We start from the raw sequence: 25,599 nt of genomic DNA, 5'->3' as shown, positions 1-25,599 counted from the left end.
GGCCTAATCCTGGGCCGGGCGGGACCGCCCAAACCGGCATCAAATAGCGGGTGCCGAGAAGGAGATAGAAAAATGCTGATCTCTCAGCGACCCACCCTGTCCGAGGACGTGCTGGCCGAGAACCGGTCGCGGTTCACCATCGAGCCGCTGGAGCCGGGCTTCGGTTACACCCTGGGCAACTCGCTGCGGCGCACGCTGCTGTCGTCCATCCCGGGCGCAGCGGTCACCAGCATCCGCATCGACGGTGTCCTGCACGAGTTCACCACGGTCCCCGGGGTCAAGGAAGACGTCACCGACATCATCCTGAACCTCAAGGGCCTGGTCGTGTCCTCGGAAGAGGACGAGCCGGTCACCATGTACCTGCGCAAGCAGGGCCCGGGTGCCGTCACCGCCGGTGACATCGTGCCCCCGGCCGGTGTGACGGTCCACAACCCGGACATGCACATCGCCACCCTGAACGACAAGGGCAAGCTGGAGGTCGAGCTCGTCGTCGAGCGTGGCCGCGGCTACGTCCCCGCCGTGCAGAACAAGGCCTCGGGTGCCGAGATCGGCCGTATCCCGGTCGACTCGATCTACTCGCCGGTGCTGAAGGTCACCTACAAGGTGGAGGCCACCCGCGTCGAGCAGCGCACCGACTTCGACAAGCTGATCCTGGATGTCGAGACCAAGAACTCGATCGCCCCGCGTGACGCCCTGGCTTCGGCCGGCAAGACGCTGGTCGAGCTGTTCGGTCTGGCCCGGGAGCTCAACGTCGAGGCCGAAGGCATCGAGATCGGCCCGTCGCCGGCCGAGGCAGACCACATCGCCTCGTTCGCGCTGCCGATCGACGACCTGGAGCTGACCGTGCGGTCGTACAACTGCCTCAAGCGTGAGGGTGTGCACACCGTCGGCGAGCTGGTCTCGCGTACCGAGTCGGACCTGCTGGACATCCGTAACTTCGGCCAGAAGTCCATCGACGAGGTCAAGATCAAGCTGCACCAGCTGGGTCTGTCGCTCAAGGACAGCCCCGCCACGTTCGACCCGTCGCAGGTCGCCGGCTACGACGTGGCCACCGGCACCTGGAGCAGCGACGCCAGCTATGACCTGGACGCTGACCAGGACTACGCCGAAACCGAACAGCTCTAAACAAGAGATTCCGTCCCGGCCCTACCTGATACGGGGGCCGGCCCCAATTAGGAGAAGTTGCAATGCCCAAACCCACCAAGGGTGCTCGCCTCGGCGGGTCGTCGTCGCACCAGAAGGCGATCCTGGCCAACCTGGCCACCTCGCTGTTCGAGCACGGCCGCATCAAGACCACCGATGCCAAGGCCCGGGCGTTGCGTCCGTACGCCGAGAAGCTCATCACCCACGCCAAGAAGGGCGCGCTGCACAACCGGCGCGAGGTGATGAAGAAGATCCGCGACAAGGACGTGGTGCACACGCTGTTCGCCGAGATCGCACCGCACTTCGCGGACCGCGAGGGCGGCTACACCCGCATCATCAAGGTCGAGAACCGCAAGGGCGACAACGCCCCCATGGCCGTGATCGAGCTGGTCCGGGAGAAGACCGTCGTCTCCGAGGCCGACCGCGCCCGTCGCGCGGCCGCCGCTCAGGCCAAGGCTGCCGAGGCCGCGGCTCCGGCCGACGAGACCGAGGCCGAGGTTGTGGCCGCCGATGACGCCGCAATCGCCGAAGAGGCTCCGGCTGACGCGGCAGAGGCTGAGGACGCCGGCATCGCCGACGCTCAGACCGCTGAGGCTGAGGCGACCGAGGATGACGCCAAGTCCTAATCACGCTGTGAACGACGTGCCCGCCATCGAATCCGATGGCGGGCACGTTCGTTTACGGCTGGATATCTCGTACGACGGCACCGAATTCGCCGGTTGGGCACCGCAGGCCGGGCAGCGCACGGTCGCCGGCGTCATCGAGGAGACGCTGTCGACGGTGTTCCGCGAGCCGGTGCGCCTGGTCACCGCCGGCCGGACCGATACCGGCGTCCATGCCACCGGGCAGGTCGCGCACGTCGATGTGCCTTCTGCCGCACTGGCTTTCGCGTATCCGCGCACACCGCGGCCCGGTGATCCGGAGTTTCTGCCGTTGGTGCGTCGGCTCGCGCGGTTCCTGCCCGCGGATGTCCGGGTGCGTGACATCGTCCGTGCCGCACCGGGTTTCGATGCCCGCTTCTCGGCGTTGCGGCGGCACTACGAATACCGGTTGTCGTTGGCGCCGTATGGCGTTGAGCCGCAACAGGCCCGGTTCATCACACCGTGGCCGCGGCCGCTGGATCTGGACGCGATGAACGCCGCTTCGCAGGAGTTGTTGGGGCTGCAGGATTTTGCCGCGTTCTGCCGATTCCGGGAGGGTGCGACGACCATCCGGGATCTGCAGCGGCTGGACTGGCGGCGCTCGGGTGATCTGGTCACCGCCAACGTGACGGCTGACGCCTTCTGCTGGAGCATGGTGCGCTCGTTGGTCGGTGCCTTGCTCGCCGTGGGGGAGGGCCGTCGTGAACCCGGTTGGATCGCAGGCCTTTTGGCGGCCGACAGCCGGTCCAGCGAGTACGCCGCCGCTCCGGCACGGGGCCTGACGCTGGTGTCGGTGGACTACCCGCCGGACGACCAGCTGGCGTCGCGGATCACCGTCACCCGCGACCTGCGCACGCTCTGACCGCAGCGCTTACGGCGCCGGTGCCGATGCCGGCGCTGGCGCCAATCGGGCGGCGACGAAGTCGGCGGCCTGATCGACCATGCCCGACCCGATGTAACCGTCCTGCAGGTGGTTCGACCAATCGCCCTGCAGCTGACTGATGGTCTGTGGCAGTCCGTCCATACAGATCGGATCGGCGCCGTTGCACTGGTCGATGGTTCGATCGTGGTAGAGCGCACTGATGTTGGAGCCACCCATGCGGCGGGTGACGTTGCCGAACATCACGACTGCGGCGATGTGGGAGTCCATGCCGGCCGGCAGCGGCCGGTTGAATCCGAGCCCCTTCTCGGTGGACGACAGCGCCATGGCGGTGGAAGCCGCGCCCAGCGAGTAGCCGCCGATCACCAGCTTGGTGTCGGGACACCTCGCCGCCATGTCCTGAACGCGTGAGCTGATGTCGTTGGCGCCCTGCGGGATTTCGATGTTGGCGGGATAGTTCACCGCGTAGACGCCGACGCTCTGAGGGGTCTTGGCGCGCAACGAGTCGACGAACGCCGTGCCCACCCGTCCGATGCCCCGTGGTTCCCAGCGGCCGCGGGCGAAGATCACTTCCGCGGCGGGGCACGGGTCTGCCGATGCGGCGCCCACGATTCCCGCGGGAGCCGTCGTCGTCGACACCAACAGTCCAGTGGCGACGGCTGCTGCCGCGCTGGCCGTGGCGACGGCAGATCGAGCGGACGTCAGGACGGAGCGAATGGCCATGGCTGGAGTCTAGCCGCAGGTCACAGCCGGGCCGCCACGTATTTCGCGGCCTGGTTCACCATGCCGGACTTGATGTAGCCCGGCGCCAGGTGGTCCTGCCACTCGGCGCGCCATTTGTAGGGGCTGCTCGGATTGCAGACCGGGTCGTCCGAATGACAGAGGTCGATGGTGCGGTTCTGGTACGTCGGGCTCAACGCCGTGATGGGCACGGCCCAGTTGGCGCCGTTGCCGAACAGCGCCACGGCCGCGATGTGCTGGTCGACGCCCTTGGGCAACGGGCTGTTGAAGGTGAACGCCGAAATGGGCACCGCGAGAACCAGATCGGTGGCGGCCGCGCCCAATGAGTAACCGCCCAGCACAATCTTGGTCGCGGGGCAGTTGCGGGCGAGCCACTGCACGCGCCGGCTCATGTCATTGGCGGCCATGTCGACCTGGGTGTCCGCGGGGTAATTCACCGGGTACAGAGTGATATTCGGCCCACGCAGCTGGCGTAGCGCCGTGACGAAGGCCGCGCCGACCTGTCCAGGGCCGGGCGGCTCCATCCGGCCGCGCGCGAACACCACTTCCGCAGGTGCGCAGTTGGCGGCGGCGCTCGCCACGCCAATATCCGTGAGCACCACGGACATTGGTGCGGCGGCGACAGTCAGAATGGTGATCAGCACAGCAGACGTACGGCGGCCGATCACAAATCCGATGGTATCCCGGCGAATTGACGGTCTCGTCGAGAAAAGATGCCAGCCCTACAACAATCCGGCTACGAAGTTGGCCGCTTCGTTGGTCGGGCCGCCGGCGTACGACTTGTGCGCGGGCACGCTGTCCCCGTCGGTCTGGCAGATCGGGTCACCCGGGTTGCACAGGTCGATGACCTTTCCGCCCCACACCGGGCTGGCCGTCAACGGCAGGCCCAGCTTGGCCGACGGATTGCCGAACACCGCGATGGCCGCGACATGGCCGGCCGCCTCGGGAGGCAGCGGGTTGTTGAAGCCGATGCCGGGGACCGGGATGGCGCCGATGACGTCCATCACTGCCGCGCCCTGCGAGTAGCCGCCCAGCACCTGCCGGGTACCCGGGCAGTTCTCGGCCATCCACTGGATGTGGGCGCTGGCATCGTTGGCGCCGTCGGCGGCGGCCAGGAAGTCATACGACGCGGGGTAGACGACGGCGTACGCCCCCACCGAGCGACCGCCGACCTTGTTGCGCAGCTGGTTGACGAACGCCCCGCCGACCCGGCCCAGGCCGGGGTCTTCAGACGTACCGCGGGCGAACGTCACCTCGATGTCGGGGCAGTTCGCAGCGGTGGCGGTGCCGACGGCACCCAGGGACGGCGGCGTCAGGACGGTGATGCCGGCGATGACTACGGTGGTTGCGGTGCCGGCGAAGGCCCGGCGCAGTGCACTGATGATCACACCGAATCCTAACTGTGGCTCCGGATGTGCCTCCGCGACAGCCGCTCAGCGGCCGGTCAGACGCGGGAGGCGATGAACTGCGCGGCCTGCCCCACGAAGTCGGATGACTCATAGCGGCTGTGCGCGAACGGGTTACGACCGCGCGAGCAGATCGGATCGCCCCACAGGCACAGGTCGACCGAGCGATTGGCGAAGAGCCCCATGGAATTCAGCGGATGGCTGAACTTGGCCGAAGGGTTACCGAATACAGCCGCGGCGGCCACCCGGTTCGCGAGTTCAGGGGGCAGCGGCGGTGCCGAGCCGACATCGCCGATGCGGTCGCCCAGCGGAGGAATGCCGGCCAGCATGTCGACCACCGCGGCGCCCTGCGAGTACCCACCGAGCACGATCTTGGTGCTGGGGCACTGCTGCGCCATCAGGGCGATGCGGTTCTGCGCGTCCGTCGCGCCGTCCTGTGCGGTGAGGAAGTCGTAGGACGCCGGGTAGTCGACGGCGTAGCCGGTGACGGTGCGGCTCCCGACCAGGGGCTGCAGTGCGTCGACGAGGACCGAGCCGACGCGGCCCATGCCGGGGTCGTCGTGCGTGCCGCGGGCGAAGATCACCTCGATGTTCGGGCAGGGGTCCGCCTGGGCGGGTGCCGACGGCAGCAGCGCGGTTCCGGAGATGACGGTGGCGGCGATTGCGGCCACTCGGACCGCCGTGCTGAGCAAGGTCACGCGGGCCATCTTCACATACCGTGCTCAGCTACGGCCAATTGTTTGACCTGCTGGCAAACCTTCCGGGCTGTCCGGCCAGTCGTCGTGCCAGGTGGCCTCGCCGCGGTCACCCTGCCGGGCCAGCGCCAGTCCGACGAGCACCACGGCGCCGCCCAGCAATTGGATCCCGGTGACGGCTTCGCCCAGCAGCGCCCAGGCCGCCAGCACGGCGAACATGACCTCGGACAGGCCGACCAGCGAAGCGAACCGGGGCTGCAGGCGGGCGATGCCCATGATGCCGAAGGTGTACGCCATCGCGGTCGGCACGATGGCGAGCGCCACCACGGGGATCAGCCAGGACGTCGTCAACCCCGCCAGCGTGGTCTCCTGGCTGGTGAACACGAGCGGCATGACGCCGGAGAGGCCCAGCAGGGCGACGGCCGCGGCGCCGACCATCAGGCCGCCGGTGGCCAGCGTGAGGGAGTGCAGACCGCTGCCGTCGGCGCTGGCCTTGTCGGACATGACGAAGTAACAGGCGGCGCAGATGGCCGCGCCCATGCCCCACGCGATTCCGGCCAGGCTGATGTGGGCTCCGGTCTTGCTGCCGGGCCCGACCAGACCGAGCACCAGGGTGATGCCGGCGATGGCGATCGCGACACCGGCCAGCGTGAGGGTGCTGGGCCGGCGACGGGTCGTGGCCCACACCCAGCCGACCACCAGCAGGGGTGCGGCGTATTCGAGCAGCAGCGCCACGCCGACCGGCAGATAGGTGACGGCGTTGAAGTAGCAGAGTTGGGCACCGGCGATCGGGATGGCGCCATACGCGATGACCGTCCCTTTGTGGCTCAGGGCCTCGCGTACCCAGCCCCGATGCAGGAGCGTCGCGACGACGGCCATGACCAGCGCGCCGCCGGTCAGTCGGGCGACCACCGCCGCCGTGGGGCTCCAGCCGGCCTCGATCAGCGATTTGCCCAGGGCGCCTGCCATCCCGAAGGTGAAGGCCGACGTGACGGCGAAGATCATGCCGGCCCGGAAGTGGCCGGCCGCGGTGCCGTTCGACGCAGTCACGGGCCACCTCCGATGATGTAATGAGTGAAGTTGAGATTGGTCATGACGCTACGGAGGGTGGGTGTAACGAGTCAAATGAATTTCAGTCATGACACGGAGCTCACGCTGCGTGCGGCGTGTGTGTTGATCAACAGCGACCGCGTCGACGGCGATCAGCTCGCGGACCTCCCGTCCCTCGATGTGTACCTGGACGAGTTCGGCTGGACCGGCCGGCGCGACCGCGACGCCGCCGAGCTGCTGGCGGTACAGGCACTCCGGGAGCGCCTCGGTGCGTTGTGGGCCACGGTAGACGACGAGGAGGCGGTGGTCGGTCAGGTCAACGCCCTGCTCAGCGACACCCGCGCCAACCCCTGGCTGACGCGGCACCCGGAGATGCCGGAATGGCATCTGCACCTGGCGGCCGACCAGGATCCGCTGGCCCAGCGGATGGGCGCGGAGATGGCGATGGCCCTTGCCGACCTGATCCGCGCGGGTGAACTGCGCCGGCTCAAGACGTGCGCGGCGTCGGACTGCACCGCCGTGCTGATCGACCTGTCGCGCAACCGGTCCCGCATCTTCTGCGACACCGGGAACTGCGGTAACCGCCAGCACGTCGCGGCCTACCGCGAGCGTCGACGGCACTGATCCGGCTACGGCAGGTGCCAACCCCTGATCCGGTGGAAGCGGCCGCGGCCGCGCAGGGCGTTGGCCGCCTGCAGGCCGGAGATCACGGCTGCTTCGATGCAGCCGGCGTTCCAGCCGCAGTCGGTCCAGTCCCCGCACAACACGACGTTGTCGTAGCCGCTCTCGTCGGGCCGCAGCCGGTACCGGTCGCTGCCGGGCACCGACTGCACGTACCGATCTGACGGATCGACATTGACGCTGACGTGCTGGGTGGCCAGCGCGGCGGCTCCGGTGGCGCCGTTCACCCCGCACAGCAGGTGCCAATCGAAGCCGTCGTCGGTGACGGCGCCGGGCAGGTAGATGGCGACGTTGCGGTCGAGATGCCGGACGGCGTCGGCGAGTACCCGGGCCCGGTGGCGGGGCAGGTAGTCGGGGTCGTATTGCTGCGGTGGAGGTTCGGCAGCGAGCGTGCCGCAGAAGTAGGCGACGGATCGTGGTGCGTCGTCGGCGGGCCACTGCTCGGCCCACAGGGTCTGGCCCATGGACGCCCAGGTCTCGAACGGCGGGATGTAGCCGCTGGTGGTGATGCCCGGTTCGGTCCAGCCGAGGGTGTGTTCATCGGGCCGCAGCCAGAGCTGGAACGACTGGGTGGCGACGGTGCGGATCCGGGATGTCATGTCCCGCCACGCCTGCTGGTCGTCGATCAGTTCGCCGGCGATGTACGGCAGCATGCCGACGGACGTTGCGACGACCACCCGGTCGAAGTCGACGCCGCGCCGCAGCCGGCGCGGTTCGGCGTCGGTCTCCTGGCCCCAATGGGTTTCGAGCAGATGCCAGTCGGTGATCCGGGCCCGGTCGGCTTCGGCCAGCTGCCGGACATCGGGGGCGTTCGGGAACACCGGCAGACCGCCGACGGCGACCAGCGGCTCGTACTGAGCCCGTTCGTCGGCCAGCCGGAGCTGGCGGCCCATGGTGATGGAGTCGATCACCTGGCGCCGCTCATCGAGATGCAGACCGTCGACGCGGTGAAAGAACTCGAACGTCACACCGCGACGGCGCAGTGCCTGATACATGGGCGCGATGATGACGTCGCCCATCCCGGCCGTCATCTTCCAGAAGATCGATCCGCGGTACTGGAACAGGGCCAGGCCGATGAGGAAAACCGCTGTGCCGGCGCCCATCTGGGGCCGGTCATGATCGCCCTCCACGTGACCGAACACAAAGTCGTACAGGCCGCGCAGCAGCGGGAAACCGAGCACGTCCGGATGTGCGCCGTGCCGCATGATCCAGTCGGTGAAGTCCTCGTCGTTGAGGGACTTGAAACCGCGGGGATCGGTGGCGACCTTGTCGACGAACATCCCGCGGATGGTGGCTGTCACCATCGACACCAGGAGCCAGGCCCGGTGGTGATCGGCACGGCCGTCGTAATCGAGTGTCTCCCTGAGGTTTTCGAGCACCTTGTCGAGAAGTTCGGTGGGGGACTCGTTTGTGACCTGCGGTTCGAACAACGCGAGCAGCGCTGCGGTGAGACCGGCGCGCAGGACCTGCCCCCAATTGGTTCCGGCCTTGGCGTCCGGTGACGTCGACAGCACCAGGCCGACCGGTCCATCGCCGCTGATCGAGTCGGCGAAGTCGAGCAGCATCCGGATGGCGCGGTGGAGAAAGCCCGGGACGGTCATCTCGCGACCGGTCAGGTCGGGCTCCCCGGGCAACTCGTCGTTGCGGGTGAATCTGCCCAGCCACACCAGCCAGTCGTCGCCCCATTGCTCGGTCAGACCGATGGTGTCGGCGGGAATCAGCGCATCTGTCCAGTCGAGCACCGGGCACGCGGGATCGGTTGCGGCCCTGTCGATTTCCCCGTAACACTCGCGCAGTACGGTGAACGCGTTGTCGTAGCAGCCCAGCCACACGTGCAGTCCGTGTTCCTCGATGCGCCCGTGCGATCCGCGGCTCGACGCACCTTTGCCGCCCAACCGCCAGCCGCGTTGATAGACGGTGATGGACTCATAGCGGTCCTGCCAACCGGGCTCGGAGAGCCGCCATGCCGCGCTGAGTCCGGCCATCCCACCGCCGAGGATGACGATTTTCTCCCGGCGCCCACCCGGTCCTTCGGTCACCCGAGCAACGCTCGGGCGCGGTCGATTTCGGGCCAGTGGCTGCCGTGCGGCAGCAGTGCCACGGCGTCCAGGAGCTCCTGCCGGGTATCGGGGTCCAGCTCGAACAGATCGATCGCGGCGCGCAGGCGGAACACGGTCGCGCCTTGTTCGACGGCCGTCCGGTGGGCCGCCGTCAGGTCGTCGCGGCGGTCCCGGCCGTCGCTGGTCAGCGCCCGCAGCCGCAGCAGTTCCGCGTCGTAGAAACGAGCTTCGAGCTCAGCGGTCAACCCGAGCGCCGCATCCAACCGTTCCCGCGCCTCTGCCGTGCGGCCCGCTCTCATCAGCAGTCGGGCCAATGTGGCGGAGTAGACGCACAGGAAAGGCTTGATCTCCAGTGCCGCCTGGGCCTGAATCCAGTTGTCCAGGCCGGTGATCTGCGCGTCGATGGTCTGCGGGGCCGCCTGATCGTCGGCCAGTGCGAGGACTGCATCGATCAAGGCGCGTTCGGCACCCGCGAGCAGCTGCCACGAGTCGAATCCGTGCCGTCTTGCCAGTCCTGCCAGTTCGTCCACGCACTGCACCGACCGTGCCTGCTGGCCGCATTCGTAACGCATCCACATCTCGATCGAGCGGGCGTAGGCCAGGCTGAACGGACCGTGCGGGAAGCCGAGCTTCGCGCAGCGCGCCTCCGTGTCATCAAGTGCCGCTTGCATTCCCAGCAGATCGCCCTGGACGAAGCGGGCCATCGACAGCAGGGTGTGCAGTGATGCGACCGGTTCATGCGGAATGAACCACGCGGTCTCGATGCGGGCGCTGTCGACGTCATTGTGAGCTGCGGTCAACCGCTCCAACTCGCTGCGCGCAGTGCTGAAATCCCCTCGGTACCAGGACATTGTGGCGAAGCCGGCGGTATTGGCCTCGCGCATCCACTCGGGCGCGTCGGCGGAGAGCACCCGGCCGGTCTCCAACAGCAACGCCGAGCGCCGCATGTCTCCTCGGGACAGGAAGTAGCCGACGAGCGCCTGCAGTGTCGCCTGGGATTCGATGGTCAGTGAGGAACCGCCGAGTTCCAGGCACCGTTCGAAGTCGGCGGCGGCCTCGGAGCTGGTCGGCCCCGCGATGGCCGACATCAGGAATCCCCGGCGCAGGCGTACGCCGGCTTCCTGTTTCGCGCGGGCATCGCCGGCCGGCAACCTCTCGATGTTGGTCAGTGCCCGGGTGAGTTGGCCGTGGGCCTCGACGGTCGCGCCTCGTGCGCGCGCGTCGTGGGCTGCACGGCGGAAGGCGTCGGCCGCCTGGGCGAACCGCTCGGCGAGCTCGCAATGCACCCCGACGGCATTCCAATCCGGCTGCGCGGTGCCGACATCCATCAGGGCATCGGCGATCCGGCCGTGCAACCGGCGCCGTTGGCTGGGGGGAGCGAGTTCTGCGGCGACCTCACGCAACAACTCGTGGCGGAACCGCCAGCGGTCCGACGCGGTGTTGATCAGTACCCGTGCCGCGGTGAGTTCGCCCAGCGCCGTGGCGAATTGGTCGGCGGGCAGGTCCGCGACACGGGACAGTAGGCTGTGGGTGACGTCGCGGCCGATCGCTGCCGCCGCGGCGAGCAGCGGCAGCACGTTCTCGTCGGCCTGCAGCCGGGCGAACAACGGTTCGTACAGTACGTCGGGCACCCGAGTCCACTGCGACGAATCGATCAGTCGCTGAGCGTGTTTGGCGACCACTTCCTCGATGTACAGCGGGACGCCGTCGCATCGGCGACCGATCTCCGCGCGTTGTTCCTGTGACAGTGAGCCGTCCAGGGCCGACATCAGTTCGTCGGCCTCGGCCGCGGTCAATGGGGTCAGCGCGAAGACCCGTGCCTTGCCGGCATCCGCCAAGGGCGTCAGTTGGCTTTCATGGCGTGCGGTCAACACCACCACGAGGCGCCCGCATCCGGCGTCGAGCAGGGACCGCACCAGATCCGTCGTCGATTCGTCGAACCAGTGCATGTCCTCCGCGAGGACGACGCCCGGGCCGTCACCGAGACAGGCCAGCAGATAGTCGCACAGTCCACGCCGGATTCGGCTGTACAGGGTGCGGGCGTCGGTGGATGCCGGCTGGTAGCCGGGAGTCGTTTCCGGGATGCCCAGCACCGGCGCGAACAGCGGGAGGTACCGTGCGACATCCATTGCCCGCGCGGCGATCTCCTCGCCGAGCAGCGCCAGACGATCCGCCTCGGGTGTTTCCCGGGTGATGCCGCAGCGATCTTCGAGCAGTGCGCGCACGGGATGCAGACCTGAATCGGAGTGGAACGGGGAACCGAGCAGCGCGAGCACCGGGGCGCCCGCGGCGACGGCGAAATCGGCTGCGGCCGTGGCAAGTCGGCTCTTGCCGATGCCGGGTTCGCCGGTGAATCCGACCCCGTTGACGGCGAGGCGGGCGTGCTGCGCGTCGTCCCAGATGGACTGCAGGTAGGCCAGTTCGGCCGCGCGGCCCACGATGGGCCGGGTGGCCAGCCGTGATGACGGGGCACTCTCACCCACCACGAGGTGGTGTTCGACTGGGTTCTCGATGCCCTTGACATGTTGTGCCGGTAGCGGTTCGAGGTCGAAGGACTGACGAACCAGCCGCTCGATCGCGTTGGACACCACCACCGAACCCGCGGGCGCCAGGCTCGAGACACGTGCGGTCAGGTTGGCCGCCAGTCCGTAGACGTCGTCCTGCACGATGTCGAGATACACCAGGCCGTGGTGGATGCCGACGCGGGCCGCGATGTCGAAGCCGAACTGTTTGCGTACCCGTTGGCTGAGCCGCGCCACCGCGCGGGAGATGTCGAGCCCGGCCTGCACCGCACGCCGCGCGTCGTCCTCGTGGGCGTGGGGATGACCGAAGACCGCCAGCAGGCCGTCACCCTTGGTCGATGCGATGTGGCCGTCGTAGCGTTCGACGCCTTGCTGCACCCGGTCGCGGTAATGTCCGACGACGGTGCGATAGACCTCGGGTTCGATCTGTGTCGACAGCACAGTCGAATCGACCAGATCGACGAACATGATTGTCAGGCGCCGCAGTTCGCCGCCGTCGGCCGGTGCGGCCAGCAGGTCCTCGGCGTCGGCGTTGTCCTTGTCGACAGCGAGGACCTGCTCGGCGAGGCTACTGGCGGCAGCGCGATCGCCGCGATTGGCGGCCTTGACCGCGCGGTCCACCAGCTCGTCGATGGTGGGTTGTCCGGTGCCGTCCCGCGACCGGATATCGCGGTCGCTCACAGGTCGATTTCGACATCCAACTGGACGGCGGGCGCGCCGCCGGCACCGCTGGCGTCGGGCAGTTGTGTGACGGCCGCCTTGCCCACGTAGCACCCGCTGTGCATGCCGAATCTGTTGACCGACAACCGGAAGTGGGTGGCTCCCGCCGGGAGGTTCCCGCCGAGACCCGGCTCCGTCGTGCCGTCGGCCTTACGTGCCTCGAATCCCACCACCGCGGGGATGATCACGTCCGGGGAAACCGAACGAGTCAGCGGGCCAAGGAGTTTCACGGTGTGCGTTTGCGGTGGCTTGCCCGGCACCGGATACCACTCGGAGTGGGCGATCAGGGCGAGATTGACGAAGCCCGGGCCGGCCAATATCGATGTGGCGGCCTCTACCCAGCCCAGCAGTGACACCCCGGCCAGCGCCGTCATCGCCTGATAACAGTCTTCGGAGGTGTGCTTGCCGGAGTCCAGTTTCGCGGCGGCAGCGGTGAGTACCTTCGCGCTCTCGTTGGCGGTCCGGACCGCGATGTCCGCGAGATACTGCGTCAGTGTCGCGTACCCGGCCGCAGGGTCGGGGGGTGCAGTGGTCATCAGGTCCCGCCTCCGCTTGTCGCTGTGCCGGTGCCGGGCCCCGGCGATGTGGGGACAGGTTTTTGCGCGGTGGCGAGATAGCGCCACGGCTGGCTGGCGAGTTGACCCCCGAGTTTGGTGCTCTCGTCGATCAGGTCCTGCACGGTGAGGCCGTTCTTGGACCATTTGGTGGCCAGCGTGGTCGCCGAGGCCGCGGCCTGGGTCACCGATTGCGCCCAGGCCTTGGCCAATTCGCCGAACACCGAGGAGTAGGCACCGTATGGCGGTGGCGGCGGCGGTGCCGTGGTCGAATTGCCCTGTCCCGCAGCGGCAGCGGCAGCGGCGCCGGTGGCCGGGGCCTCGGGTGACGGCTGCCAGGGCTGCAGCGGCCGGGTGTAGCTGCCCGGCGGGCGCTTGGCCGAGTCGAACAGCATCGCGTTGCCCAGCGAGGACCACCCCAGCATGTTGATGAACATCGCGGTAGCTGTGACGCTGCAACCCTGGATGGCCACCATCTTGCTGGTGGTGATGCGCACGCCGGGTGAGAGGACGCCGTCACGGACGTTGGGGCCCATGCGGATGTAGCCGTTGTCGACCAGGACCAGGCCGTTGTCGCCGGTGCCGATGCGGTTCTCGGTCAGCTCGTAATTGACGATGCCGGCCGGATCCGGTTGTCCCGCTGCAGGTTTTCCGAAGTCCGCCTTCCAGTACTTGAGCGCGGTCTTCAGCTGGAACGCGTCGGGTTGGGTGCTGACGTGTTCGAGCACCCGGCTGCAGCCGTCGGCGGTGGCCGGCAGTTTCGGCATCTTGACGAAGAACCGGCTGAGCTGGTCCCAGTTCAGTGGGTCGACGATGGCCTTGATCTGTCCGATCGTCACGTCGGGCCGGGAGGCGTCGGTGGTTAGCACGGCGCACAGATTGCCGTCGATCTCGGTCACGGAGCCGACGGCGGCGGTGTCGGCGGCCATGGCGCCGGACCCGGAACGGATCGTCATGCTGCCGGTGCCGAACACCAGCGCGACGTTGGCGACCTCCGGACGGATCGCCGTCGGATCGTCATGGAGGACACCGGCGATCAGTCGCGGCCACGCGTCGTTTCCGGCGAATCTCTCCGGCGTCAACCACTTCTTGATGACTCCGATGCGGCTGCTGCGCGCACTGCCGAGGTCATCGGCGGAGCTTGCCTCATCGATCGGCAGCGGATCGCCGGCCAGCCCGTAGAAATCGTCGAGCACACCGAGGTTGGTGGCGAGACGGCCCAGTTCGGCCGCGGGCGGGGCCTGCGGTGCGAGAACGGCCAATATCGCTGCGGCATAGAACAATTGGGTCTTCTGTGTCGAGGTGAGGTTCGGCGCGCCGGCGTTTCCCAGAGTCCAGTCCGCGTCCTCGCCGGGCGGCAGGGCCTCCGGCGCGGAATCGCTGGGCAGTGGCTCCGGGGGAGCCTGCGGGCTGATGTCGTGGACCAGTTCGCTGAGATTCTGCAATGCGGTGTCCAGGGACGGGTTGGGCACCGCGTCCGGGTTGGGAGCGAGCAGGCGCATGAGATCGAGGACCTGGTCGTACCAGCCTTGACGGCCGGGGCCGGTGGTGCCGGGCAGGTACGTTTCGACCAGTTGTGTCCATTTGGGGTCGTCGGCGACGACGACGGAGCGATCGAGTGCACCGAACAACGCCAGTAAATCGTGCGTGGGTGCCATAAACACCTCCTACCGCAGGCAGTGGCGCTTAGCATACCCGCAAGGTTTTTCCGAATACGCCATATAAATGGGGGATCTTGCTGGTGGATCGCGGTCTCGGGGACGACGGTGCGGTTGCCGACATGCCGTGGGCGTCGGTATTCAGCCCGACCGCCAACGCCCGCGCGCTGGGCGCCATCCAGGCCGAGGGTTTCCGCGCCGCCAGCCAGTTGGTGGACCGATTCGTCCGCGCTGCCACGGTAGGGGACACCCAGCCCGCCTCCGGTGATCCGCCGGGCCCGAATGGTGCCGGTCAGAGTGATCTGGAACGCCTGACCCGCGCCTGGTGGGCGATGTTCGGACAATTCCTGCTCGGTGCGGCCCCGGGAAGCCTGCCGGGCGCCGGTGGGGCCGGCTCGTTGACGTTCGGACAGAGCGCAGCGGGCGGCATGGTGACGCTCGAAGGCACCGGTCCGGGATGGGTGAGTACCGAGGTGTGGCTGCACAACAACACCCACAACGACTTCGGCGAGGTGTCGTTGCATTGCTCCGCACTCGTGGCGCACACCGGACACGTGATCGCGGCGTCCGCTGCGGTGTGCGACCCCGACCCGGTGCCGGTGCCGGCGCGCACCAGCCGTGGTGTGCAACTGCGGGTGCAGCTGGCGCCGTTCGACCCGCCGGGCATCTACCGGGGCACGTTGTTGGCGACGGGCCAGCCGGACCTGTGGTTGCCGGTGGCCCTGACCGTCCGGCCGCCGGCCCCGTGACCAGCACAGCCGATCGCGCCGACCTGGTGGCCGCGGTCGATGATCGGTTACGCGACGTCGCCCGGCACATCCGGCGTTCGATGCTCGACGCGCTCCCCGACGGGGAACCGTCGCGCTGGCTGTATGAGCCGTTGCGCGAGTATCCGGGGCGCCCCGGGAAGGCGCTGCGGCCCGCACTGTGTCTGTCCGCGGGGGCGGTCTTCGGTGCCGACCCGGCCGACGTGTGGGGCCTGGCAGTGGCAATTGAGCTGTTGCACAACGCATTTCTCATCCATGACGACATCGTCGACTGCAGTGAGATGCGGCGTGGCCGCCCGACGTTGACCAGTGCCTACGGCATGGCCGCGGCCTTGAACGCCGGCGACGCGCTGGCGGTGATCGCCGGTCAGGTGCTGCGGCGCACCACCCGCCGGCTCGACCGGAATCTGGCTGATCTGGTGTGGGCCGAGTTCGACACCATGGCCCTGCGGACGCTGGAGGGCCAGGCCATCGAGGTGGGGTGGCAGCGCGAGAACGTCGAGGGTCTGAAACCGGCCGACTACCTCAATCTGATCATGCACAAGACGTGCTGGTACACCACGATTCACCCACTGCGGGTCGGCGCGATGATCGGCTCGGGCGGCACCGCAGACCTGGGGTCCATGGTGCGGTTCGGCTTCCACTTCGGGGCGGCGTTCCAGATTCGGGACGATCTGCTCAACCTGATCGGCGACGAGCAGACCTACGGCAAGGAAATCCTGGGCGACCTGTACGAGGGAAAACGGTCGCTGAGTCTGGTGCACCTCATGGGATGCCGCGCGCGGCGAGGATCGGGTTTTCCTACGTGACTACCTGGCCCGGAGCCGGGCCGAGCGCACCGATGAGATGGTGCGGACGGTGCGGTCCCTGATGGACGACTACGGCAGCATCGAATTCACCCAGCACTACGCGGAGGGCATCCTGGTGGTTGCCGAGGAATACTTCGAGGAGGCGTTCAGCGGCGCGCGGTCCGGTCCTGACCTGGATTTCCTGCGCTCACTCGTACCCTACGTGTGGGCGCGCTGGCGGTGACGCGCCACTTGCGGGCGAAAGGGTAAGGCACATGGCTGAATTCGTAGCGGCCATCGACCAGGGCACCACCAGCACCCGGGCGATGATCTTCGACCACTCCGGTAGTGAGGTCGGGCGTCACCAGCTCGAGCACGAGCAGATCCTGCCGCGGGCCGGCTGGGTCGAGCACAATCCCGTCGAGATCTGGGAGCGCACCGGTTCGGTGCTGCAGTCGGCACTGAACAACACCAGGTTGTCGGCGTCCGATCTGGTCGCCCTCGGTATCACCAACCAGCGCGAGACGACCATGGTGTGGGACAAGCACACCGGCCGTCCGTACTACAACGCCATCGTCTGGCAGGACACCCGCACCGACCGCATCGCGTCGGCGCTGGAACGTGAAGGCCACGGCGACGTCATCCGCCGGAAGGCCGGCCTACCACCCGCGACGTACTTCTCCGGCGGCAAGATTCAGTGGATTCTCGAGAATGTCGACGGCGTGCGGGAAGCGGCCGAGCGCGGTGACGCGATCTTCGGCACCTGCGACACCTGGGTGCTGTGGAACCTGACCGGCGGCACCCGCGGCGGGGTGCACGTCACCGACGTCACCAACGCCAGCCGCACCATGCTGATGAATCTGGAGACGCTCGACTGGGACGACGAACTGTTGTCGTTCTTCGGGATTCCCCGCCAGATGCTGCCGACCATCGCGTCGTCGTCGGTGTCCGAGCCGTACGGCCTGACCGCGGCCGACGGTCCGCTCGGCGCGCCGGTGCCGGTCACCGGCATCCTGGGCGACCAGCAGGCCGCCATGGTCGGGCAGGTGTGTCTGTCGGCGGGCGAGGCGAAGAACACGTACGGCACGGGCAATTTCCTGCTGCTCAACACCGGCGAGAAGATCGTGCGCTCGGAGCACGGGCTGCTGACCACGGTGTGCTACCGGTTCGGCGACGCGAAACCCGTTTACGCCCTTGAGGGTTCCATCGCCGTCACTGGTTCGGCCGTGCAATGGCTGCGGGACCAGCTGGGCATCATCGCCGGCGCCTCGGACAGTGAGACACTGGCCCGCCAGGTCGAGGACAACGGCGGCGTGTATTTCGTGCCGGCGTTCTCGGGGCTCTTTGCGCCGTACTGGCGTTCGGATGCGCGCGGCGCCATCGTGGGGCTGTCACGGTTCAACACCAACGCGCATCTGGCCCGGGCCACGCTGGAGGCCATCTGCTACCAGAGCCGCGACGTGGTCGACGCCATGGCCGCGGACTCCGGCGTCCAGTTGGACGTACTCAAGGTCGACGGCGGTATCACCGCCAACGAGCTGTGCATGCAGATTCAGGCCGACGTGCTGGGCGTCGAGGTCGTGAAACCCGTTGTCGCCGAGACGACTGCGCTCGGCGCGGCCTATGCCGCCGGACTGGGCGTCGGCTTCTGGTCGAACCCCGACGAGCTGCGCGACAACTGGCTGGAGCACAAGCGCTGGGCGCCGTCGTGGGACGACGGGCAGCGCGCCGCCGGGTATGCCGGCTGGCAGAAGGCCGTCGGCCGCACCCTGGACTGGGTCGACGTCTCGTAGGGATTTGTGCACGATTTTCCGCGGTCGGCGCGGAAAATCGTGCACGAATCCCGGGCAAGAATTGGCGTCGGGGCGCGCATCTGCCCGCGGTTAGGCTGCTAGCCGGGGGATGGACATGGCTCGGGGGCAGGGCGCGCAGTTGGAGGCCAGCGGCCGGCGCTTTCAGATGCGCCGGTTGATCCACGCGTTGGTGCGTGGTGACACCGCGATGGTCGACGAACCGGTTCGTGCGCAATCGATTTCGTACGCAGTGGGCTGGCTCGCCGCGCTCCTGGTGGTGGCGGTGTGCGTGGTCATCGCGATCGCGTCGCCATCAAGTGGGCTGGGGGATGCGCCCATGGTCATGGCCCGCGACACGGGCGCGCTGTACGTGCGGATCGGCCCGACATGGCACCCCGCCCTGAACCTCGCGTCGGCCCGGCTCGTCGCCAGATCGGCCGTCAACCCGGTGCCGGTCGACGCGGACACGATCGCCGCCGCGCCGCGTGGACCTCTTGTCGGAATCCCTGGTGCTCCAGCCGATTTGGGTCGGTCGCTGCCGGCCGTGTCGTGGCAGGTGTGCGATGGTGGCCGCACGGTTCTGGTGGCCGGCCAGGAAGCGGTAGCGCGCGAATCGGCGCGGCCCATCCTGGCGACGGCTGCCGGCGAATACCACGCCACGGCGTATCTGGTGTACGACGGCAAGCGTGCCGAAGTCGACCTGCGTGATCTGGCGGTGGTACGGGCGCTGCGACTCGACGGCGTCACGCCCAGGCCGGTGTCCCGGTCCTTTCTCGACCTGCTGCCCGAACTCCCCGCGATCACGGCGCCGCCGATTCCGGGCCTCGGCACCACAGGGCCGGGCGGCTTCGTCGTCGGCCAGGTCCTGCGGGTGAGCCGCACCGACGTCGCGGAACATCACGTGGTGCTCGCGAATGGTCTGCAGCGCATCGGCGATGTCGCTGCCGACGTCATCCGGTTCGCGCACGGCGTGGCGGGCGGCGAGCTCCGGGCGGTGCCGCCGGCGGCCATCGCCACCATTCCGGCTGTCCACGCACTTGCCGTGTCGACCTTCCCGGAGCAGGCTCGTGCGCCCTTGCCGAGGGAGGTGCCGGTTTGCGCGCAATGGCGATCGGATGCGGGGCGCACAGATACCGTTGTCTGGCAAGGGAAACCGAGCGAGCGCGAGGTGTCGCTGGCGCAGGATGACGGCGCCGGCCCGAATGTCGATGCGGTGGCAATGTCGCCGGGACGGTACGTGTACGTGCACGCCACCGGAGTTGCCGGCGGGCCGGTAACCGGCCCGCTGTATGTCGTGGCCGACACCGGCGTGCGGTACGGCGTCCACGACGCTGACGCGGCCAAATATCTCGGTATCGAGGGTGAGCCGCTGCCCGCGCCCTGGCCGGTGCTGGCCCGGCTGCCTGCAGGACCTGAACTGAGCGTCGCAGCGGCTGAGGTCCTGCGCGACGGGCTCGGTGGGTGACGGCCACAGGTTTGCCCTGGCGGGCGCGGGGGCATCCCTGAGTCCATGATCGACCTTCCGACTTTCGGGGTGGAGGAGGAGTTTCTCCTTGTCGATCACCGTGGTGGTGAGCCCGCCCCGCGGAATCAGGCGGTCGCTGAATATGCGGCCGCACGTGGTGTCGACTTGCAGCTCGAGTTGACCCGCTGCCAGGTCGAGACCACGACCGCCGTGATGAGCAGTAGTGGTGATCTGCGTGCCGAACTGACGCGGCTGCGTCGCATCGCCACCGAGTCGGCCGAGGCTCATCGGGCGCGGCTGCTGGCTGTCGCGTTGCCGCCAACCGTGCCGCACGCCTTCCCGGTGACCACTACCGCGCGCTATGGCCGCATCGCCGAGCGGTTCGGCATGATCGCTCATGAGCAGGGCATCTGCGGGTGTCACGTGCACGTCGAAGTGCCGGACCGTGCGTCGGCCGTCGACGTCAGCAACCGGCTCCGGCCGATCCTGCACCTGTTGCTCGCGCTGAGCGCGAACTCCGCGATCTATCGAAACACCGACAGCGGCTATGCCAGCTTCCGCAAAGTGTTGTGGACGCGCTGGCCGAGTGCCGGGCCGCCGCCGCATTTCGATTCAGTCGAGTGCTACGACGCTGTGGCCCATGCCTTGTCACAGGCCGGCGCCGTGCTCGACGACGGCATGCTCTATTGGGATGTGCGGCCGTCCGCGCACTTTCCGACCGTCGAGGTGCGGGTGGCCGACGTGCCCGCGACAGTCGCCGAAACGGTCTTGCTCGCCACGCTCATCCGGGCTGCGGTGATGATGGCCCTGGACGCGCGGCGACATGGGGAACCGGTGCCACAGCTTGCAGATTGGACGCTGCGGGCCGCGCACTGGAAATCGGCGCGCGACGGGCTCGACGGCATGGCGATCGACTTGGCGGACGGCTGTTCGGTGGCGCCGGCACAGGTGCTGCTGGCCGGGCTCATCGAGCGCCTCCGTCCGGCTCTGGACGCGCTGGGTGACTACGACATGGTTCGCGACGAGTTGGCGCGCGTCGTCGAGCAGGGCAATGGCGCCATGCGGCAGCGTCGGGCGTGGCGACGCCGCAAAGAGGTCGCCGATGTCATCTCCGAATTGGCCGCAGCGACAACGACGTTCGATCATCCATCGTCGTGAATTCCGCCGTGTTTCGAGCTACCAGCGCAGCATCGGCATGGGGTGCAGCGGGTGCTTCAGGGTCCAGCTCGCGGCGGTTCGAAGCAGCAGTGCCTGAAAGCCGAGATACGGAAATGCTTGCACGACATCGGCTATCTCGGCGCGGGCCACTCCGCTGCGGATGAGTCCACGCGATACGTCGATGCGGTCCGCGACGCGGAAAGTTTCGGTCCACCGGTCCGAACAGGGACGCAGCTTGTGATGCCACTCGACCATCTGCCTGGCGCGCCCGACGTTGTCGACGCCATAGACGGATGCCAACTCATCGACATACTGAAGTGACGGCTCGATGTAGTCCCAGCCGGCGGTCCAGACGCCGATGTCGTGCAGGGCCCAGGCCAGTGCGACGTCGTCGGGAATCACGGTCAACTGCAACAGTATTCGCTGGTAGTTGAGGCAGCGGTAGACGTGGTTGCGGTACCGTTGCGCGTCGGGCCCCAGGAACGTGTCAAAGCGGGCCAGCACGTCGTCGGTGACGGCATGCGCGTCGATCAGTTGGGTCATTGGCGGTCTCGTCGGGTCGTGGCGAGCGTCTTACGTTCGATGCTCTTTGCGAACAGGGGTGTCTCCACGGTGTTGTGCCGGGTGATCGATGCCTGACTTTCGGCAGCGGCCTGGTCGGCTGGGATGCCGTGGTGCTGCAGAAACTCAAGATACGCGGTGGTGGGCAGGATGAGGACCCTGTTGGTCAGTAGTGATTGTTCTCCGGCGGTGGACAGGGTGAGTTCCCACGTGACGTTCAGGGTGGTGCGGCCGAGGGGTGTGAAGGAATCCGACACCGAGACCAATTTGCAGTGCGATGGCGTGACGATCTCGCCGATGTAGTGCTGGATGGCCAGTGCTGTACCTACCTGTTCGACGTTGATCGACATGGGGCGTCCGTCGTCGGTGGTGGTGGCACCCGCGGCGATGTGCTCACCGGGTGCACATCGCTGGTATTCGGCGTCTTCGAGGTTGAAGAGCCAGTCCGCGAGGTCGATCGCGTCGATGGGGGCGTCGATGACGGCCGTGGAAGTGGAGTCTGCGAGAACCGTGGATGCCACGATGCCCTCCTGCGGTGTCTGGTGGTCAGTGGTTGAGGATGCCGACGAGCTCGGTTGTGGTGACGATCGCGTGGGCGTACGTCGGCCCGTTGATCTCGTGGGCGGCGTGCATGGCTTCGGCGCTGAATGCCGCGGTTGCATCGCGCACCAAGGTGACGTGGTAACCCAGTTCCATCGCGAAGCGTCCCGTGGATTCGATGCAGGTGTTGGCGACCACGCCGACCAGGACGACGTGAGTGATGCCGCGTTGGGTGAGCTGGGCGTCCAGATCGGTGTTGGCGAAGCCGCTCTGCGCCCAGTGTTCGGCCACCACGCATTCGTCCGGGCGTGGCTGGAAGTCAGGATGAAATTCTCCGCCCCAGCTGCCGCGGGCGAAGATCTGCTGGCGGTTGACGCCTTGCTGGTTGGGATTTGGGTGGTCCCAGCCGATGTAGTTGGTTGCTTCCCATCGCCGGTGGGGCACGAAAAGCACGTGTACTCCGGCATTTCGCGCGGCCGTGAGGGCGCTGCGCAAGTTGTCCAGTAGGCCCACCTCGTCGGCGACGGTCTGCAGGAGCGGCGAGAGCTTTCCGCCGTCGGAGAGGAAATCGTTGTAGGGGTCCACCAACAGCAGAGCTGTTCTGCTGAGGTCGTATGTCGCTGTCACGTCTGTTTCTCCGGCTACGCGGTGTGCTGGCCGCGGGGTTTGGTGTCGGCGTAGGCCAGCGCCCAGTCGAGGGCGTAATCGGCGACGGCTTCCCATCCGGGGGCACCGCACGTCCAGTGGTCGCGGCCGGCGAATTCGTAGTACTCGGTGATGGCCGGCGATTTGTCGTAGTGCTTGGCGTTGGACTTGTTCACCGTCGGCGGCATGATGTGGTCTTTCTCGCCACCGATGAACAGCAGGGGTGCCCGGTCGGCGCGGTAGTCCACCCACGTTTCCTGATGTCCTGGCGTGAAATTGGCGAGCAGGCCGTAGACCCACACCCAATTGCCCGGCGCCGCAATCGCATAGCGCTCCCACACCTTGTCCGACTCCTCGCGCGTCAGGGTGTTGGTGAATGCGTAGTGGAATTCCTCGGGAGTGAAAGCGACTGCCTTGTGGATGTTGGCCGGGTTCTTCAACGCGGGGAACAATGACCTCGCCTGCGACAGCGGGGCGACCCGGACCCCTTCGGTCGGTGCGGAGTCCATGACCACGCCGGCTGCACCCAGACCGCGGGCGAGCAACAGTTGGGTCAGGGTGCCTCCGAAGGAGTGCCCCATGATGATGGGTGGTACCTCGAGTTCTTCGATCACGTTCGCGAAGTGGTCGACGGTCTCGGGCACGGTCAGCTTGGCGATGATGTCGGGGTTCTTGCGCAGTTCCTCGACCTCGATCTCGAAGCCAGGGTAGGCCGGCGCCAGCACCCGGTAGCCCTTGGCTTCGTAGTGCGCCTTCCAGCCTTCCCAGCTGCGGGGTGTGACCCAAAGGCCGTGCACCAGAACAATTGTGTCGCAGGCAGGATTGGCAGCAGTCATCGTCAGCTCGCTTTCTGTCGGATCGGTTCAGGAGTTGATGAAGTCGAGTAGATCGGCGTGCAACCGATCCCGGTCGGTGTCGGGCAGGCCGTGGGGGCTTTCGGAGTAAACCTTCAATGTGGCGCCGGAGATCAATTCCGCTGACCGTTTGCCGCCGACCTCGAACGGGACGATCTGATCGTCGTCGCCGTGGATCACCAGTGTCGGCACATCGACCTTGGCGAGGTCGGCGCGGAAGTCGGTGGCCGAGAATGCGGCGATGCACTCGTAGGCGGCGCGGTGTCCACAGGCCATGCTCTGTAACCAGAAGGCGTCGCGAACCCCTTGGGACACATCGTTGTTGCGGTTGTTGCCGAAGAACGGGCCGTCGGCCAAGTCCCGGTAGAGCTGCGAACGGTCGGTCAGCTCGCCGGAGCGGATTTCGTCGAAGGTGGCGATCGGCAAACCTTCCGGGTTGTCGTCGGTGCGCAGCATCAGCGGCGGCACCGCGGCGACCAGCACCAGTTTGGCTACCCGCCCGGTGCCGTGGCGGCCGATATAACGCACGATCTCGCCGCCCCCGGTGGAATGACCGACGAGCGTGATATCGGTCAGCTCCAGTACCTCGATCAGCGTCGCCAGATCGTCGGCATAGGTGTCCATCTCGTTGCCGTGCCAGGTCTGCGACGACCGGCCGTGGCCGCGGCGGTCATGCGCGATCGCGCGGTGCCCGTTGTTGGCCAGGAAGAGCGCAGCGGCGTCCCAGGCGTCGGCGTTCAGCGGCCAGCCGTGACTGAGAATGACCGGAGTCCCCGTCGTACCCCAGTCCTTGTAGAAGAGCTGCGCACCGTCCTCGCAGCTGATGTGCGGCATGAGAGAAGTCTGCTGGCCTCGTAGCCGGCGCCGAACCACGTATCGCTCGTAGTCACGACCGCGAGTCGGCGCGTAGGTATTTGGCGAGCTGGCGGCGCGACGAGATACCGAATTTCCCGAACACCTTGCGTAAGTGGTAGTCGACGGTGTTGGTGCTGATGAACAGAGCCGCGCCGATCTCGGCGTTGGTTTTGCCTTCGGCGGCCATGCGGGCTATGGCCGCCTCTTGCGCCGACATCTCCACACCGGCGACCACCTGGCGGCTGTTCATCTTCTCGCCGGTGGCGGCGTGCTCGGCACGTGCCCGCTCAGCGAATGCGGTTGCCTGCGTGCGGTCGAAGATGTCGATTGCCGCGCGCAGCTGTTCCCGCGCGTCGCGCCGGCGTTTCGATCGGCGTAGCCATTCGCCGTACAACAGGTGCGCACGTCCCAGGTCCACAGGTACGTTTGCGGCACTGAGTAATTCGATCGCTGCGCGATAGTGGGCCTCGGCCGCATCATCGGGGGCGAGCAGTGCCCGGCAGCGTTGATCGAGTCCGCGCAGCCACGCTGTCCCACTGACCGAAGCCATGTCGGCGAGGGTGTGGGCGGTGGCCTCGGCTTCCGGCAGGTGTCCGCTACGAACTGTGGCTTCGACATAGTCCGCCAGCCGGACGTAGGTGACCTGCCAGAATGACGGCTCGATCATCGGTTTCAGCCGAGTTCGCGCATCGCGGTAATGGCCTTCAGCGATATCGCGAATACCCAACGCTGTTGTTGCCGAACGATATACACCACCGAAGCCCATGCTTTTGGAGGCTTCGGCGAGCATCTCCACGTGGCTGCGAGGCGCACCGGTCCAGGCCAGGTACGCGACGTTGACGACGTTCTCGGCGTCATAACCGATCGCCTGGCGCAACTCGCGAACCTGTTTCATGTACAGCCCGCCCGCCGCCGGATCACCATGGTCAAGGGTGAACAGCGACTGGACCCAGAGCACCGAATCCAACGTCCGCAAGGCGCCGGAATCCCGCGCGATCCGAGCCAGCCGGTCCAGGTAGCGGTCACCGGCTCGCTCGTCGAACAATGCGGTCGCCAGAATGATGCCGACGTGGCCGAACCGGGGGAGTTCCTCGTCGGACAGTGTGAGCAGCACCTCCAGCGCCTCTCGCATCAGCGGTACGGCCGCCGAGTACGGCTGCAACAGATGGGCGGCCATCGCGCGCAACACGATCCCGAGCGTGCCCGTGTTCGACTTCGCGGCAGCGTCGATCCGATGCCCAATTTCGGTCGGCGTCGAACCCTGCATGAGCAGGTCGGCGTTGAAGATGCACTCGAACGCCCGCAACAGGGCTCGTTGTTCGAGATCAGGGGCGCGGCCGTGGAAAGCCCCTGCGGCCCGCAGCATGTCGGCTGTCGTCGGTCACGTAATTCCCCAGGGGTTGCTGTCACGTAATTCCCCAG

The 25,599-nt window shown here is 67.4% G+C and carries 25 protein-coding genes; 10 read left to right on the top strand and 15 right to left on the bottom strand.

Translation table 11 applies throughout. The annotated features are described in order from the left end of the window. The first annotated feature begins 72 nt into the window (after nucleotides 1–72). The 3 genes from EB75_RS19575 to truA all read left to right on the top strand — a co-directional run bounded on the left by EB75_RS19575 (nucleotide 73) and on the right by truA (nucleotide 2,646). Nucleotides 73–1,125: a DNA-directed RNA polymerase subunit alpha gene (locus tag EB75_RS19575; protein WP_073696971.1), complete on the top strand. Its 1,053-nt coding sequence runs from the start codon at nucleotides 73–75 to the stop codon at nucleotides 1,123–1,125. 62 nt (nucleotides 1,126–1,187) lie between these two features. Beyond that, nucleotides 1,188–1,769: a 50S ribosomal protein L17 gene (gene rplQ, locus EB75_RS19570; protein ID WP_073696970.1), complete on the top strand. Its 582-nt coding sequence runs from the start codon at nucleotides 1,188–1,190 to the stop codon at nucleotides 1,767–1,769. Beyond that, nucleotides 1,753–2,646, top strand: a complete 894-nt coding sequence (gene truA, locus EB75_RS19565) for a tRNA pseudouridine(38-40) synthase TruA (RefSeq protein ID WP_073696969.1) — start codon at nucleotides 1,753–1,755, stop codon at nucleotides 2,644–2,646. The genes rplQ and truA overlap by 17 nt, the downstream gene beginning before the upstream one ends. Before the next feature lie 9 nt (nucleotides 2,647–2,655). On the opposite strand, the gene EB75_RS19560 is transcribed toward truA, so the two are convergent. From EB75_RS19560 to EB75_RS19540, 5 genes are all read right to left on the bottom strand, one after another. Beyond that, nucleotides 2,656–3,381 carry a cutinase family protein gene (locus EB75_RS19560; protein WP_502689387.1) on the bottom strand — a complete coding sequence of 242 codons (726 nt, stop codon included), beginning with the start codon at nucleotides 3,379–3,381 and terminating at the stop codon, nucleotides 2,656–2,658. A 26-nt stretch (nucleotides 3,382–3,407) separates the two neighbouring features. Continuing rightward, entirely contained in the window at nucleotides 3,408–4,013 is a 606-nt protein-coding gene (locus EB75_RS19555) for a cutinase family protein (protein WP_286150260.1), read from the bottom strand. Between the two features lie 114 nt (nucleotides 4,014–4,127). Further along, the gene (locus EB75_RS19550) at nucleotides 4,128–4,739 is read right to left on the bottom strand and encodes a cutinase family protein (protein ID WP_286150259.1); all 612 of its coding nucleotides are present in this window, start codon (nucleotides 4,737–4,739) and stop codon (nucleotides 4,128–4,130) included. Between the two features lie 110 nt (nucleotides 4,740–4,849). Next, entirely contained in the window at nucleotides 4,850–5,518 is a 669-nt protein-coding gene (locus EB75_RS19545) for a cutinase family protein (protein ID WP_073697059.1), read from the bottom strand. A gap of 15 nt (nucleotides 5,519–5,533) precedes the next feature. Further along, the gene (locus EB75_RS19540; RefSeq protein ID WP_073697060.1) at nucleotides 5,534–6,511 is read right to left on the bottom strand and encodes an EamA family transporter; all 978 of its coding nucleotides are present in this window, start codon (nucleotides 6,509–6,511) and stop codon (nucleotides 5,534–5,536) included. Nucleotides 6,512–6,631: 120 nt separating this feature from the next. Here EB75_RS19540 and EB75_RS19535 point away from each other — a divergent pair, with 120 nt between their 5' ends. Next, nucleotides 6,632–7,180, top strand: coding sequence for a CGNR zinc finger domain-containing protein (locus EB75_RS19535; RefSeq protein WP_073696966.1), 549 nt, complete (start codon nucleotides 6,632–6,634; stop codon nucleotides 7,178–7,180). Nucleotides 7,181–7,185: 5 nt separating this feature from the next. Here EB75_RS19535 and EB75_RS19530 read toward each other — a convergent pair whose 3' ends face one another. From EB75_RS19530 to EB75_RS19515, 4 genes are read right to left on the bottom strand one after another with little or no spacing between them, the layout of a single operon-like run. After that, the gene (locus EB75_RS19530) at nucleotides 7,186–9,276 is read right to left on the bottom strand and encodes an FAD-dependent oxidoreductase (RefSeq protein WP_286150256.1); all 2,091 of its coding nucleotides are present in this window, start codon (nucleotides 9,274–9,276) and stop codon (nucleotides 7,186–7,188) included. Beyond that, nucleotides 9,273–12,500, bottom strand: a complete 3,228-nt coding sequence (locus tag EB75_RS19525) for an adenylate/guanylate cyclase domain-containing protein (RefSeq protein WP_286150255.1) — start codon at nucleotides 12,498–12,500, stop codon at nucleotides 9,273–9,275. The genes EB75_RS19530 and EB75_RS19525 overlap by 4 nt, the downstream gene beginning before the upstream one ends. Further along, entirely contained in the window at nucleotides 12,497–13,075 is a 579-nt protein-coding gene (locus EB75_RS19520; RefSeq protein ID WP_073696965.1) for a hypothetical protein, read from the bottom strand. Before EB75_RS19520 ends, EB75_RS19525 begins: the two co-directional genes overlap by 4 nt. Further along, nucleotides 13,075–14,751: a hypothetical protein gene (locus EB75_RS19515; RefSeq protein WP_073696964.1), complete on the bottom strand. Its 1,677-nt coding sequence runs from the start codon at nucleotides 14,749–14,751 to the stop codon at nucleotides 13,075–13,077. The genes EB75_RS19520 and EB75_RS19515 overlap by 1 nt, the downstream gene beginning before the upstream one ends. An 83-nt stretch (nucleotides 14,752–14,834) precedes the next feature. On the opposite strand from EB75_RS19515, the gene EB75_RS19510 reads away from it, so the two are divergent. The 6 genes from EB75_RS19510 (at nucleotide 14,835) to EB75_RS19490 (ending at nucleotide 20,722) form a co-directional block, all read left to right on the top strand. Further along, complete coding sequence (locus EB75_RS19510) at nucleotides 14,835–15,500, top strand: hypothetical protein (protein ID WP_142239714.1); 666 nt, start codon at nucleotides 14,835–14,837, stop codon at nucleotides 15,498–15,500. Then, nucleotides 15,497–16,327 carry a polyprenyl synthetase family protein gene (locus EB75_RS19505; protein WP_286150254.1) on the top strand — a complete coding sequence of 277 codons (831 nt, stop codon included), beginning with the start codon at nucleotides 15,497–15,499 and terminating at the stop codon, nucleotides 16,325–16,327. The genes EB75_RS19510 and EB75_RS19505 overlap by 4 nt, the downstream gene beginning before the upstream one ends. A gap of 49 nt (nucleotides 16,328–16,376) precedes the next feature. After that, entirely contained in the window at nucleotides 16,377–16,550 is a 174-nt protein-coding gene (locus EB75_RS30020) for a hypothetical protein (RefSeq protein WP_286150253.1), read from the top strand. Between the two features lie 31 nt (nucleotides 16,551–16,581). After that, a complete protein-coding gene (gene glpK, locus EB75_RS19500) occupies nucleotides 16,582–18,099 on the top strand; it encodes a glycerol kinase GlpK (RefSeq protein WP_073696963.1) in 1,518 nt (505 codons plus the stop codon). Between the two features lie 115 nt (nucleotides 18,100–18,214). Next, a complete protein-coding gene (gene eccB, locus EB75_RS19495) occupies nucleotides 18,215–19,564 on the top strand; it encodes a type VII secretion protein EccB (RefSeq protein WP_073697055.1) in 1,350 nt (449 codons plus the stop codon). 45 nt (nucleotides 19,565–19,609) lie between these two features. Continuing rightward, nucleotides 19,610–20,722 (top strand): glutamate--cysteine ligase 2, encoded by a 1,113-nt coding sequence (locus EB75_RS19490; RefSeq protein WP_073696962.1) that lies wholly within the window; start codon nucleotides 19,610–19,612, stop codon nucleotides 20,720–20,722. Between the two features lie 18 nt (nucleotides 20,723–20,740). Here EB75_RS19490 and EB75_RS19485 read toward each other — a convergent pair whose 3' ends face one another. From EB75_RS19485 to EB75_RS19460, 6 genes are all read right to left on the bottom strand, one after another. Then, a complete protein-coding gene (locus EB75_RS19485; RefSeq protein ID WP_073696961.1) occupies nucleotides 20,741–21,265 on the bottom strand; it encodes a hypothetical protein in 525 nt (174 codons plus the stop codon). After that, the gene (locus EB75_RS19480) at nucleotides 21,262–21,804 is read right to left on the bottom strand and encodes a hypothetical protein (protein ID WP_217267716.1); all 543 of its coding nucleotides are present in this window, start codon (nucleotides 21,802–21,804) and stop codon (nucleotides 21,262–21,264) included. Before EB75_RS19480 ends, EB75_RS19485 begins: the two co-directional genes overlap by 4 nt. 25 nt (nucleotides 21,805–21,829) lie before the next feature. Next, nucleotides 21,830–22,450: a cysteine hydrolase family protein gene (locus EB75_RS19475; protein ID WP_073696960.1), complete on the bottom strand. Its 621-nt coding sequence runs from the start codon at nucleotides 22,448–22,450 to the stop codon at nucleotides 21,830–21,832. 14 nt (nucleotides 22,451–22,464) lie between these two features. Beyond that, nucleotides 22,465–23,265 (bottom strand): alpha/beta fold hydrolase, encoded by an 801-nt coding sequence (locus EB75_RS19470; protein WP_286150252.1) that lies wholly within the window; start codon nucleotides 23,263–23,265, stop codon nucleotides 22,465–22,467. Nucleotides 23,266–23,331: 66 nt separating this feature from the next. Next, the gene (locus EB75_RS19465) at nucleotides 23,332–24,156 is read right to left on the bottom strand and encodes an alpha/beta fold hydrolase (protein ID WP_073696958.1); all 825 of its coding nucleotides are present in this window, start codon (nucleotides 24,154–24,156) and stop codon (nucleotides 23,332–23,334) included. 52 nt (nucleotides 24,157–24,208) lie between these two features. Continuing rightward, nucleotides 24,209–25,543 carry a helix-turn-helix transcriptional regulator gene (locus EB75_RS19460; protein WP_073696957.1) on the bottom strand — a complete coding sequence of 445 codons (1,335 nt, stop codon included), beginning with the start codon at nucleotides 25,541–25,543 and terminating at the stop codon, nucleotides 24,209–24,211. Nucleotides 25,544–25,599: the final 56 nt, after the last annotated feature.

Origin of the sequence: Mycobacterium sp. ST-F2, assembly GCF_001905655.1 — a bacterium.
Lineage (GTDB): Bacteria > Actinomycetota > Actinomycetes > Mycobacteriales > Mycobacteriaceae > Mycobacterium.
This window is presented reverse-complemented; position numbering and strand designations above follow the sequence as displayed.

Coding starts and splice junctions, on each gene's coding strand:
- EB75_RS19545 (WP_073697059.1), bottom strand. CDS start 5,518: ATGGCCCGCGTGACCTTGCTCAGCACGGCGGTCCGAGTGGCCGCAATC.
- EB75_RS19465 (WP_073696958.1), bottom strand. CDS start 24,156: ATGCCGCACATCAGCTGCGAGGACGGTGCGCAGCTCTTCTACAAGGAC.
- EB75_RS19485 (WP_073696961.1), bottom strand. CDS start 21,265: ATGACCCAACTGATCGACGCGCATGCCGTCACCGACGACGTGCTGGCC.
- EB75_RS19540 (WP_073697060.1), bottom strand. CDS start 6,511: ATGATCTTCGCCGTCACGTCGGCCTTCACCTTCGGGATGGCAGGCGCC.
- EB75_RS19555 (WP_286150260.1), bottom strand. CDS start 4,013: ATGTCCGTGGTGCTCACGGATATTGGCGTGGCGAGCGCCGCCGCCAAC.
- eccB (WP_073697055.1), top strand. CDS start 18,215: ATGGCTCGGGGGCAGGGCGCGCAGTTGGAGGCCAGCGGCCGGCGCTTT.
- EB75_RS19535 (WP_073696966.1), top strand. CDS start 6,632: ATGAATTTCAGTCATGACACGGAGCTCACGCTGCGTGCGGCGTGTGTG.
- EB75_RS19515 (WP_073696964.1), bottom strand. CDS start 14,751: ATGGCACCCACGCACGATTTACTGGCGTTGTTCGGTGCACTCGATCGC.
- truA (WP_073696969.1), top strand. CDS start 1,753: ATGACGCCAAGTCCTAATCACGCTGTGAACGACGTGCCCGCCATCGAA.
- EB75_RS19520 (WP_073696965.1), bottom strand. CDS start 13,075: ATGACCACTGCACCCCCCGACCCTGCGGCCGGGTACGCGACACTGACG.
- EB75_RS19490 (WP_073696962.1), top strand. CDS start 19,610: ATGATCGACCTTCCGACTTTCGGGGTGGAGGAGGAGTTTCTCCTTGTC.
- EB75_RS19575 (WP_073696971.1), top strand. CDS start 73: ATGCTGATCTCTCAGCGACCCACCCTGTCCGAGGACGTGCTGGCCGAG.
- EB75_RS19460 (WP_073696957.1), bottom strand. CDS start 25,543: ATGCTGCGGGCCGCAGGGGCTTTCCACGGCCGCGCCCCTGATCTCGAA.
- glpK (WP_073696963.1), top strand. CDS start 16,582: ATGGCTGAATTCGTAGCGGCCATCGACCAGGGCACCACCAGCACCCGG.
- rplQ (WP_073696970.1), top strand. CDS start 1,188: ATGCCCAAACCCACCAAGGGTGCTCGCCTCGGCGGGTCGTCGTCGCAC.